The following is a 10,873-nucleotide window of genomic DNA, read 5'->3' on the forward strand; positions in this document are numbered from 1 at the left end:
CCGCTCATACGCGGAGTCAAAGCGCTGACGGGTTGCGCAACAGATGGAACACGTAGCCGTAGGTGTGTTCGTACTGGCGATAGAGGCGGGTCTCCTGCTCGGCGGCCGAGAGCGCGTCTTCCAATGACGCGTCACCGTGGGCGCGCAGGTGTGCGACGCGCTGAAGCAGGGGCGTGTAGTAGGTGTCCCACCATGCGGAGGCGGGAAGGGTGAAGGTGTCGAGCACCTCGTAGCCCGCGGCTTCCGCGGCGGCGCGGTTCTCCAAAACCGTACCCATGGTGGGGTAGACCTCACCCCAGAAGCGCGCGATTTCGTCGGGGCGCTCATCGGTCAGCCAGGTGCATTCGGTGACGGCAGCCAGGCCGCCGGGCGCGAGCAGCGGGCGCCAGCGCCGCAGTCCCGGACCGAAGCCCAGGTGATAGATGGCGCCTTCGGACCAGAGGAGGTCAAAGGACGCCTCGGGCAGCGACAGTGCGCCCATGTCCTGTTGCTGAATTTCGATGAACGCGTCCAGGCCCCGCTCGCGCGCCCGCGCCTGGAGCTGGTCGAGGAAGGGCCTGTGCAGGTCCACCGCGATGACCCGGGTGCGCAGCGCCTCGGCGAGCACCAGCGTCTGCGCGCCCGCGCCACAGCCGAGGTCCACCACGCGCGGGTGCGGTGGCAGCGGAGGCAGCCGTCGCAGGGCCTCCCGGGTGCAGTCGTCGCTGCCAGGGCCGTGACGGGGCAGGTTGTCATAGACGGTGAAGAAGGCGTCTTCGCTCATGGCGGGCTCCGGTTCAGTGCCCCTGGAGCAGGGGCACGCGCTTCCAGTGGGCTTCGATGCGGCGGCGGCTCTCATCCGGCAGGGGCAGCTGCGCGTGAAGCGAGGACCAGGTGTCGAGCGACGCTTCCACCGAGGACGTCACCACCGGCAGCACGTCGCTGGGGGGCAGCGCCAGCTTGCGCGCCAGCCGTTCGAAGCTGCCCAGGGAGATGTCCTCGAAGCGCTTCGACTTCGCGAAGTTGAGCGCGAGCGTGTCCGCCGGCATGTACTGGAGCGTGGACACCAAATCGTACGCGGGTGACAGCGTGGCGCGGGTGCCGTCCGGGTAGAGCAGGGACCAGTTCTTGTGGTGCGCGTCCCCGTTGCCAATGACGGTGATGAACACCAGCCGCCGCAGGAACTCGTGCAGCGCGTCCAGTCCGGCGACCTTGTAGATGACGTTGGCGACCGTCTCGTAGTTGTACTTCTTGTACTTCTCATCCGCGTACAGCCCCAGCACCTGCGTCAGGTCCTCCATGTGGACCCGGCGGCCGGGCTCGGGGCGGTCGAAGCGGCGCACGGCGTAGGCCACGTCCTCGCGCAGGGTGATGCCTTCGGGCAGGCCCTGGATGTCGGCCACGTCCAGCAGCGCCACCTCGGGGACGGTGATGCCGGCGGCGCGGGCCCACGTCATCATGGAGAACTCGTTCTCCGGGACGCGGTCGTAGCGGTTGTCCGGCAGCTTCACAATCCAGTTGCCGCCGCGTCCGCCCGCCGGGAGCGTCATCGCCTTGTCCCGGCGCAGCATGGAGAACTTGAGCTGCACGCCCGCGAGCGAGAAGCGCAGCGGCTCCTGCTCCTGCGGCGCGTGGGGCGTCTGGGGCTCCTCCAGCGGCTCCATTCCGCTGAGTGACAGTACGCTGGCGGGCCGCACGACGATGGCGCCGGGCAGGTCCTCACCCAGCCGCGCGATGAGGAAGAACTCGCGCTGGCGGGCCACCTGCTCGCGTTCGGCGATGAGCTCGCGCAGTGAGCCTTCCGGGAGCAGGTTGGAGAAGTACGAAGGCAGGCGCAGGCGGCTGACGTGCCGGCGCGAGAGGTCGTCCTCGAAAATCTGTCCCAGCACCGGGCGTGGGTAGCGCTGGCGGTACTCCTCCGCGATGACGAACTCGATGCGTTCGTCCTCCAGGAGCGTCAGCGTGCCGACGTGGACGTCGCCCAGGTGGACGTCGAGGATTCCGGCCGTGGTGCGGGTGGGCTCCAAGTCAGTCCTCCTCCTCGACGACCAGCGATTGGAGGGACGGACGGTCCGACTCCTCGTAGCGGGTGCGGGCCCGCAGGAACTCGATGATGTGTCTATCGATGAGCTCCATGCGCTGCATGAGGAATTCGAGCGTGCCGCCCTCGCGCAGCGTGTCGCGCATGGCGGGGGTGATGGCCTGGCTCTGGAGGACCTCGGGTGGCGGCGCGGGCTCGTCCCGCAGCACGTCCAGCAGGGGCTGACCGGGCAGGGGCGGGTGCATCAGGTAGTTGGCGGGGGTGTAGAGGAAGGAGCGGTACAGCGCGGGGTCCAGCTTCAGCTCGGCGTCGGGCTCCTGCACGGTGAGGGACTTGAGCACGGGGCTGAGGCTGGCGGGGTCGGTGTCGCTGAAGAGCTGGGATGGCTCCAGCAGGGCGCCGGTGCGCAGGTGCCGCGGCTGGAGCGCGTACAAGGCATTGAGGGCCATGCCCCGCGAGCGCAGCGCGAGGCCGAACGTCGCGGGCTGCGCGTGCTGGGCCAGCCATTCGTCGGACAGGGGCCGCACCTGCGCCAGCAGGGACTGGACGGACTGCTCCTCGTCGGGGCCGATGGCGGCCAGCAGCTCCTGCGGCGACAGGGCCCGGCTGTCGAGGAAGCTGTCCACCAGGCTGCCGCGCCAGAACCCGCGCGCGAGCAAATCCCGCGTGCGCGGCGACGGCTCCGGGTGCAGGTGGAAGAAGCGCGCGAGCAGCACGAAGTAGAGCGGGTTCGTCAGCAGGCGCCCATGGGGGATTCCCGCGTCGCGCTTGAGGAAGACGATGACGCTGCGCAGGGCCGCTTCCGTCTGGAGCAGCGTCTGCGTGAGGTCGTCCTCCTCGCGAAGCTGCTTCTGGAAGTCCTGGGTGAAGTCCAGGCCGCGCACCGCGAGCACGGCCTTGAGCAGCAGGGATTCATCGATGCGGCCGAAGCCCAGCTCCAGCAGGCTGGTGGCCAGCGCCTTCAGGTTGGGCAGCCGCGAGCCCGCGGTGCCGCCGTAGAGCGCGTTGAAGACCTCGTCGTCGGTGAGCGGCTTTCCGGAGGTGTTGAGCCGCTTGAAGATGATGCGCAGCGTCTTCTCCTCCGCGGCTTCGACGACGTACGCGGGCATCTGGTACTCGCGCGCCGCCTTGCCCAGACGGATGGCCGCGCGCACGTGCTCCGGGTTCTTCTCGCGCCCCGGGTAGCGGTCCAGCCAGCCCAGCAGTTGCTCGCTGTCGAGCACCCGGTTGAGCGGCAGCCAGTGCGGAGGCGTCGGCTCGCCGTGCGCGGGCTGGACGATTTCGTGTGTGTCCAGGTCGAAGAAGAGCGTGAAGCCGTCCCGCGCGGCGGGCTCCTGCTCCGGGTGGAGGAGCACCGCGGCCAGCGCGGTGATGCGCTGCTGCCCATCCACCACCCACAGCGCCTGGCTGTGGGAGGGCGCGTCGATGCGCACCGGGCCGAAGCTCACGCTGGCGGCGGGAGCCTCGCGCTTCCAGAAGAGGAGCGTGCCGATGGGGTAGCCGCGGTACACGCTGTCGAGCAAATCCCTCACATCGCCGGCCTCCCAGCGCAGGGGCCGCTGGAAGTGGGGCAGCCGCACCTCACCTCGCCGGACGCGGTCCAGCAGGTCCTCGATGCTGAATGCCGTCGCCTGGGGCCGCCGCGTCAGGGTGGATTGCATGCGCTTACCTCTGTCCGGCCTGTAACACGCCCCGCACGGGATGCCCGCCTTCCGGTGGCTGCCCTCGGGGAACGCCTGATTTGGACAGTGACAGTGGAATCGTCTGTGTTCACCGGGTGTGAATGTTCGATTATGGGCTCGGAGGGGGCGCGTGCTTGACGGGCGCTCGCTCGCCCTTCAACATGCCGTCCACGTTTCCTCTTCGGAGTGAGACGCGGCGGCGGTGATTGCCTCCCCCAAAAGCGACACCGTCGTGGAAGTCCCAGTTGAGCCCCGCGCGCCGCGTTCCCCCTCTCGGCGCGCGGTGGCCCCTGGGATTCTCGCTCCGCCCCTCGGTTCCCTGCATGCATGACGCACGGGCGTCATCCGCTTCGTCGGTGGTGACGCTCCCCGTCGCTTGCGAGGCCCAGGGGCTCGACGGAGAGTGAGCGCCTCCCCTTGGAGGCCCCCTTGCCCGTCGCCACCTTCATCCTGCCCGCCTCTCTCGCGCTCCAGTTGTTGTCGGGAGCCGCACCCGCCGCGAAGTCGGCGCCCAAGGCCGTCCCCGCGAAGCCCACCGCCACCGCGAAGCGCGCCGCGCCCGTGTATGCGCAGGCGACCGCGGAGAAGCTCATTGGGCCCGCGCTCACGGATGGCCATGCCTATGCGCGGCTCGCCGAGCTGACGGACGGCATTGGCCCGCGCCTGTCGGGTTCGCCGGGCGCCGAGGCCGCCGTGCAGTGGGCGCTGCGCTCTTTCAAGGCCGACGGGGTGAAGGCGTGGCTGGAGCCGGTGAAGGTGCCGCACTGGGTGCGAGGCGAGGCGTCCGGCGAGGTGCTGGCCTCCGAGCGCACGCGGGGGCACCCCCTGGCGCTGCTGGCCCTGGGCGGCAGTCCGCCCACCGCGCCCGAGGGACTCACCGCCGAGGTGGTGGAGGTGACGTCGCTGGAGCAGTTGGAGTCGCTGGGCGCGGCGGTGAAGGGGAAGTTCGTCTTCTTCAACCACACCATGACGGTGGCCGCGGACTACGGGCGCTTCGCGGGGCTGCGCTCGCGAGGCCCCCTGGCCGCCGCGAACCACGGAGCGGTGGGCGCGCTGGTGCGCTCGCTGGCCACGGCGTCGCTGCGCACGCCGCACACGGGTTCGACGTACTTCCCCAGTGAGGGGCCGCGGATTCCGGCGGCGTCGGTGGCCACGGAGGACGCGGACCTGCTCCACCGGCTGCTGGCGGGCGGCCCGGTGCGCGTGAAGCTGATGCTGGGCAGCTCCGAGCTGCCGGACGCGGATTCCTCCAACGTCGTGGCGGAGATTCGCGGCCGGGAGAAGCCGCAGGAAATCGTGCTGATTGGCGCGCACCTGGATTCGTGGGACGTGGGCACGGGCGCGCATGACGACGGCGCGGGCGTGGTGATGGTGATGGAGGCCGCGCGCCTCATCGCGAAGCTGCCGCAGGCGCCCCGGCGCACGGTGCGGGTGGTGCTCTTCATGAACGAGGAGAACGGCCTGCGCGGCGGGCGGGCCTATGCGGAGGCGCACGCGGCGGAGCTGCCCCGGCACATGGGCGCGCTGGAGATGGACGCGGGCGGCGGGCGGCCCGTGAGCGTCAGCGTGCGCGCGGGCGATGGCGGGCAGGACCTGCTGCGCCCGTGGCTGCCGCCGCTGACGGCGCTGGGCGTGACGCAGTTCTCCGCGCGTGAGGCGGGCGGGGCGGACATCAGCCCGCTGATGCCCGCGCGCGTGCCCTTCTTCGGCGTGGAGGTGGACAGCAGCCGCTACTTCGACGTGCACCACACGGAGGCGGACACGCTGGACAAGGTGGACCCGCAGGACCTGGCGCGCAGCACCGCCGCCGTGGCGTGGATGACGTACGCGCTGGCGGAGATGCCCGGCACACTCGCGCGCCCCGAGGCGCCGACACCACGTGGGCCCGCGCCAGTAACCGCGCCCGCGCAGCAGCCGAAGACCTCAGGGAACTAAGGGGCCGCTTGGGGGGAGGCCAGCCGGGATGCTCTTGGACCGCATGATTCTTTAAATTTTGTCGATAATGGTCGCTTCTGGCGAAATATGCGCACGTATTTTGTGCATATTGCGTATTATCGACAGAATTAATGGACTCGACTGCGGAGTTTCGAGACGCATTCTGGAAGCAGGACCTCCGGCTACCTCGGGGGGTGGAGCTCCTGCGCCGAGACGTCTTTCTGTTGCCGCGCCGAGGGCCTGGTGGGCAGGCGATCTATGAGCTCGCCGAGGTGGTCCTCCCCCAGGTACGAGTGCCGGTCCTGATGGCCTACCGCGCGCCGTTGCTCCCGGCGGACGTGCACTCACTTCGGGAACGCCTGCGCGCGGCGAGCGTGGCGCTGGACCAGCGGGATGGGACTGCCGAGCGCCTGCCCGTTGTCCGCATCCCGATGATTGCGACGGATTCCGCGTCATCTGGAGTCATCGCGGCCTGTGAGCAAGAAGACGTCGCATTGGTTGATCAGCGAGGAACATTCTTCCTGCGCTCAGGCAGCACCTTCATTCGTGTACAGGGGCGCGAACCGTCGCAGCGGCGTCCCCGTGAGCCGGTGTTCCACGGGAAGGGGTGCCGCATCGTCCGGACCCTGTTGCAGTCGCCGGGAGAAGCGCAGACGGTCCGCGCGTTGTCGGAGCGGACGCAGACCAGTTACTCCTATGCGTACGGCGTCGTCCGCCACCTCGTGCTCGATGGGTATGTCGAGCCGGTCGGCAAGCGGAGTGGGTTTCGGCTGAGGGCTCCTGTGCGCCTGCTGAGGGCGTGGATGGCAAGTGGAGAGAAGACCTCCGTGACCCTGGACGGTTTCAACGCACCTTCCACCACGCCGGAGTTGTTGGGGAAGGGCCTTGAGCGATTGAAGGCCCAAGGCATTCGGGGCATCTACACGCTGGCAAGCGCCTTGCTGCCTGAAGAGCGCTTCGTGTCGGGACTGCCTCACGGGCTCTATCTCACGGGCTCTATCGACGCGGCTGTCGAAGCCTTCGGGCTGCGCCGTCTGATGCCTCATAACTTCTGGGTGCTGCGGGCGGAGTCCTCGGCTGAGACGGATGCCGGAGGGGTCTTCTTTTCGCCACGAACGCTTCCTCATGGCCTGGGTGTGGCGTTGCCTCAGTTGACCGTGGACTTCCATCAAAGTGGGGGGCGCGGCAAGGAGCAGGCGGATGAGTTGGTGCAGCGATTCGCACGAGCGCTGCCCATTTCAGAGGAAGCGCCATGACCGAGCAGGAGCAGTTCGAAGAGATTCTGCGAGAACTGGGTGAACTCCTGCTGCAACTGGGAGATCTCTCCTGGAACGTCGTGCTCATCGGCGGGCAGGTGCTCGCGTTGGAGTCGCTCCGCAAGGGTGGGTCGGGGGTCATCGCCGTCACGACCGACACAGGCGCCGTGATTGAGCGCGGCTATTCCCACGAGCCTGATCTGCTCTTCGACATGGATGGCACCGAATTCGGGGCGGAGCGTCTACCTGAGGTCCTCAAGCTCCGGGGGTACGAGCGAACGCGCAGTTTTCGTTGGTCGAAAACCCTTCCGGGAGGGGTGATGCACCTCGACCTGTTCGCACCTGCTGGCGTCGATCTGGAACAACTCCCCACGAGCATGACGCCGCTGCCGGATGCGCGGCTGGCGCTGCGTGGAAGTCAGCCCGTATCGCTCCCCATGGGAGAGACCTCGCTGCGAATCCGGCTGCCGGACGCAGTTGGATTCCTCTCGATGAAGGTTCGCGCCAAGTTGGAGCAGCGGCCAACGGAGACCAAGGACTGCTTCGACATCTTTGCCTACGTCAAGCTCGTGGGGCTGGATGACGTGCGCGCATCACTGAAGCAGGCCGGCGAGGAAGGGCAGGCGCTTCGTGCCAAACTGCAGCGCTTGTTCTGGAGCACAGATGCCGCAGGTGTGCTGGATATCATTGCCTATGCAGAAGGACTCGAAGAGGTCGACCGGGCTTTGCTTGCTCAGGCGACCGTCGACTTGTTCGCCGATCTCTAAGCTCACTTCTGGTCAGTCGAAGACCTCGGGAAACTGAGGGCGGCTTGGGGGCCCTTGGATTTCCGAGGCACCCCTTGGAGCATGGCGTCGCCGGCGTCACGCGGGTGGCTGCTCAGTTGACGGGCCTCGTCTACGTTGGCGTATGTCTTGCTCGGCTCGGACAGTCACTGGTTCGTGGGAGGACATTCATGATGAAGCAAGGCACGCGTGTTCCGGGGCTGAAGTGGGTCATTGCCGCGTTCATCCTGGCGGGTTGTCGTGGCGCCGAGGGCGAGGTGCCCACGGAGACCGAGTCCAGGCTGTCGTTGAAGGAGGGCCAGGTGCTCGGCCCGGCGTGTACCGGGGAGCAGAAGCAATGCCCCGAGGGGCTCTCCTGCGCCTCGTTCAACCTGGGCTCGGGCCCCGAAATCCGCTGTGTCCAGTCCCCGGAAATCTGTGACTTGTTCAAGTGCAGCAGCGGCGAGTGCGTGGTGCTGGAGAGCCATCCAATCCAGGTTCGTTGCAGCGGCTCCTGAGTCGCGCGTTACGCGTCGAAGGGCGGGTGCTCCCCAAGTCCGGTGAGCGCCCGTTGCCCGGCGGCGATGTACTCCGGCCGTCCCTGTGTCTGGCCGAAGGCGATGTCGGCCACCGCGCGGCAGGCGGCGAACCACCGCGCCCGCGTGAGGACGGCGGGGCTGACCGCGCCATACGTCTCCAGCGCGGCGGTCAGCATGGGCGCTCCGCCCCAGTGGAGCAGTCCGGCGAAATCCCTCGCGGGGTCTGCGACGCAGGCATCGCTCCAGTCGATGATCCCCGTGGGAATACCGTGGGCATCGACCAGGACATGCTCCGCGGCGAAGTCGCCGTGGACCAGCCGGGGCACGCCGCGTCCCTCCGTGGGACGCACCCTGAGCCGCTGCTCCCAGTCCGCCGCCCGGTGCGGCTCCACATGACGGTGTTCGACGGCGAGCCGCAAATCGTCCACGGCGGCGGCCGACCACGCTTCGAGTTCCGGGTCGTCATCCGCCGGAACGCCGAGCGCATCGGCTTCGGCGGGGTCGAGCGCATGGAGCGCGCCTAGGAAGGCGCCGAGCCTGCGGCCGAGGCCCGACAGGTCCAGCCGCTCAGGCTCGACGAGGAGCGCGGGCGTCCCTGGGAGCTTCGCGTAGCCCGCGAAGCCTGCGGCGAGGTCGGCGGCAGGGGGCGCGAGGAAACGGTAGTCGGGGACCGGCAGGGGAAGCCGGGGCTCGAGCCACGCCAGCAGGCGTGCCTCCCACTTCAGGTGCTCGGCGGCTTCGTCGCTCTTGGGGAAGCGGAAGACGTAGCGCCCCTCCACCTCGAAGGCTTGATGGTCCGTGCCTTCCCCCAGGCGGACGACTCGAGCCGTCGCGAGCGAGGGAAAGCGCGCGTGGATGCGCTCGGCGGCCTCCGCGTCCGTGAGCGCGGGTGGCTGTTCCGCGTCGTGAGCCATGCCGCGACTCTACTGCTCCGGGGCGCTGGCACGCGACTCGATGCGCCGGCGCTTGCGGCGCAGGTCCTGCTCCGGAAGGAACAGTGTCACCAGCAGCGCCGCGCCGGCGATGAACAGGGCCACATGGTACACGGCGGAGACGCCGCGAGTGAACGCCATCTTCAGCGCCTGGTCCGCCGCGTCCACCGCCGCCAGTGCCTGCCGCTCGTCCGCGTCCACCTTCGCCCGGACTTCGGGAGTGGCCGCTGTCTCCGCACGGCGCCGTTCGGCGTCGAACTCCGCGCGCACCCGCGCCTTCACCTCATCCGCGCGGAACACCTGCCCGGTGGGCCCGCCTTCGCCACTGACGCCGGGCGCGGCGCGCGTCACCTCGGCCTTCACGGAGTCCGGGAGCGCCGAGGTGGCCTGCGCCATGCGCGCCTCCAGCTCCGAGGACAGCGTGGACGCGAACACCGTCCCCAGCAGCGCCACGCCCAACGTCATGCCCAGCTGCCGGAAGAACGTGGCCGCCGCGGTGCCCACGCCAATCTGGTCCGGCGGCACCGCGTTTTGGATGGCCATCGTGTAGAGCGGAATCGAAGGCCCCAGCCCCAGGCCCACCAGCACCATCTTCGCCGTCACCTCCGCCTGGGTGGAGTCTGGCGTCAGCGTGAAGGCCATGACGGCGAAGCCCGCAATCAGCAACACCAGCGAGCCCAGCAGCAGCGCCTTGTAGCGGCCCACCCTGGACACGAGCTGCCCGCTCAGCACGTTCCCCGCCACCACGCCCAGCGTCAGCGGCATGACCGTCAGCCCCGAGCGCGTCGCCGACAGCCCCACCACGTTCACCATGAACAGCGGCAGGAAGACGATGCCCGACAGGAACGCCCCGCCGACGATGAACACCGCCGCGTTGCCCGCGCTGAAGGCCCGCAGGCGGAACAGCGTCAGGTCGAGCAGCGGCTCGGGCGCGCGCCGCTCCGCCCAGAGGAAGGCCACCAGGCCCACCGCCGCCAGCGCGAACAGTCCCAGGATGCGCCACGACGTCCAGGCCCAGTCGCCGCCGTCCGTCTGCCCCAGGCTGAGCGCCAGCAGCAACGGCACCAGCGCCACCGCGAGCGCGAACGCCCCCACCAGGTCCAGCCCGCCCCGGGACTCACGCTGGGGCTTCAGCCGCGGCATGCGCGACAGCACCAGCGCCAGCGCCACCGCGCCCACGGGCAGGTTGATGAAGAACACCCAGTGCCAGCCCAGGTGGTCAGTGATGAACCCACCGGCCAGCGGCCCCACCACGCTGGACAGGCCGAACATGGCGCCGAAGAGGCCCTGGTACTTGCCGCGCTCACGGGGCTCGAAGAGGTCGGCCACCACTGCCAGCGCGGCGGTGAACAGCGCCGCGCTGCCCAGCCCCTGCACGGCGCGGAAGAGGATGAGCGCCACCGTGGAGCGCGCCACCCCGCACAGGAAGCTGCCCGCGAGGAAGATGAGGATGCCCGCGGCCAACACCGCGCGCCGGCCCAGCAGGTCCGACAGCTTGCCCCACACGGGCACCATCGTCGTCGACGCGACGAAGTACGACGTGGTGAGCCACGGGTAGAGCGAGGCGGGGATTCGCAGGTCCGCCTGGATGGCTGGCCCCGCGGTGGCGACAATCGTCTGGTCCAGCGCGGCGAGCAACAGCCCCAGCACCGCGCCCAGCAGGGTGAAGACCTTCTGGGAGCGCGTGAACGCCGGGAAGGCGGGCGGCGCATCGTCGGTGGCGGGAGCGGCGGGCGGGGCCATGG

At 69.2% G+C, this 10,873-nt stretch carries 9 protein-coding genes; 4 read left to right on the plus strand and 5 right to left on the minus strand.

The features are described 5' to 3' along the window. Positions 1–16: 16 nt before the first annotated feature. The 3 genes from FMP39_RS14780 to FMP39_RS14790 are packed head-to-tail and all read right to left on the minus strand — an operon-like array spanning position 17 to position 3,681. Positions 17–763 carry a class I SAM-dependent methyltransferase gene (locus FMP39_RS14780; protein ID WP_141590569.1) on the minus strand — a complete coding sequence of 249 codons (747 nt, stop codon included), beginning with the start codon at positions 761–763 and terminating at the stop codon, positions 17–19. 13 nt (positions 764–776) lie between these two features. Then, positions 777–2,006 carry a type II toxin-antitoxin system HipA family toxin gene (locus FMP39_RS14785; protein WP_141590571.1) on the minus strand — a complete coding sequence of 410 codons (1,230 nt, stop codon included), beginning with the start codon at positions 2,004–2,006 and terminating at the stop codon, positions 777–779. Between the two features lies 1 nt (position 2,007). Beyond that, positions 2,008–3,681: a DUF262 domain-containing protein gene (locus FMP39_RS14790; protein WP_090491067.1), complete on the minus strand. Its 1,674-nt coding sequence runs from the start codon at positions 3,679–3,681 to the stop codon at positions 2,008–2,010. Positions 3,682–4,131: 450 nt separating this feature from the next. Between FMP39_RS14790 and FMP39_RS14795 the strand changes: the two genes are divergently transcribed. The 4 genes from FMP39_RS14795 (at position 4,132) to FMP39_RS14810 (ending at position 8,175) form a co-directional block, all read left to right on the plus strand. Beyond that, positions 4,132–5,637, plus strand: coding sequence for a M20/M25/M40 family metallo-hydrolase (locus FMP39_RS14795; protein ID WP_141590573.1), 1,506 nt, complete (start codon positions 4,132–4,134; stop codon positions 5,635–5,637). A 305-nt stretch (positions 5,638–5,942) separates the two neighbouring features. Then, positions 5,943–6,893: a hypothetical protein gene (locus FMP39_RS14800; RefSeq protein ID WP_228558001.1), complete on the plus strand. Its 951-nt coding sequence runs from the start codon at positions 5,943–5,945 to the stop codon at positions 6,891–6,893. Further along, positions 6,890–7,660, plus strand: coding sequence for a hypothetical protein (locus FMP39_RS14805; protein WP_141590578.1), 771 nt, complete (start codon positions 6,890–6,892; stop codon positions 7,658–7,660). Before FMP39_RS14800 ends, FMP39_RS14805 begins: the two co-directional genes overlap by 4 nt. A gap of 188 nt (positions 7,661–7,848) precedes the next feature. Beyond that, on the plus strand, positions 7,849–8,175 hold the full coding sequence (locus FMP39_RS14810; protein ID WP_141590581.1) for a hypothetical protein: 327 nt from the start codon (positions 7,849–7,851) through the stop codon (positions 8,173–8,175). An 8-nt stretch (positions 8,176–8,183) separates the two neighbouring features. On the opposite strand, the gene FMP39_RS14815 is transcribed toward FMP39_RS14810, so the two are convergent. Together FMP39_RS14815 and FMP39_RS14820 are read right to left on the minus strand one after the other, a co-directional pair. Next, positions 8,184–9,110 carry a phosphotransferase gene (locus FMP39_RS14815; protein WP_141590583.1) on the minus strand — a complete coding sequence of 309 codons (927 nt, stop codon included), beginning with the start codon at positions 9,108–9,110 and terminating at the stop codon, positions 8,184–8,186. Positions 9,111–9,119: 9 nt separating this feature from the next. Further along, positions 9,120–10,871: an MDR family MFS transporter gene (locus tag FMP39_RS14820; protein WP_141590585.1), complete on the minus strand. Its 1,752-nt coding sequence runs from the start codon at positions 10,869–10,871 to the stop codon at positions 9,120–9,122. Between the last annotated feature and the right edge of the window lie 2 nt (positions 10,872–10,873).

It is taken from the genome of Myxococcus sp. AB056 (assembly GCF_006547365.1).
GTDB lineage: Bacteria > Myxococcota > Myxococcia > Myxococcales > Myxococcaceae > Myxococcus > Myxococcus virescens.

Bases quoted from the DNA above. Each gene is read 5' to 3' on its own strand.
- FMP39_RS14780 (WP_141590569.1), bottom strand. From the start codon at position 763: ATGAGCGAAGACGCCTTCTTCACCGTCTATGACAACCTGCCCCGTCAC.
- FMP39_RS14790 (WP_090491067.1), bottom strand. From the start codon at position 3,681: ATGCAATCCACCCTGACGCGGCGGCCCCAGGCGACGGCATTCAGCATC.
- FMP39_RS14800 (WP_228558001.1), top strand. From the start codon at position 5,943: ATGGCCTACCGCGCGCCGTTGCTCCCGGCGGACGTGCACTCACTTCGG.
- FMP39_RS14805 (WP_141590578.1), top strand. From the start codon at position 6,890: ATGACCGAGCAGGAGCAGTTCGAAGAGATTCTGCGAGAACTGGGTGAA.
- FMP39_RS14810 (WP_141590581.1), top strand. From the start codon at position 7,849: ATGATGAAGCAAGGCACGCGTGTTCCGGGGCTGAAGTGGGTCATTGCC.
- FMP39_RS14815 (WP_141590583.1), bottom strand. From the start codon at position 9,110: ATGGCTCACGACGCGGAACAGCCACCCGCGCTCACGGACGCGGAGGCC.
- FMP39_RS14820 (WP_141590585.1), bottom strand. From the start codon at position 10,871: ATGGCCCCGCCCGCCGCTCCCGCCACCGACGATGCGCCGCCCGCCTTC.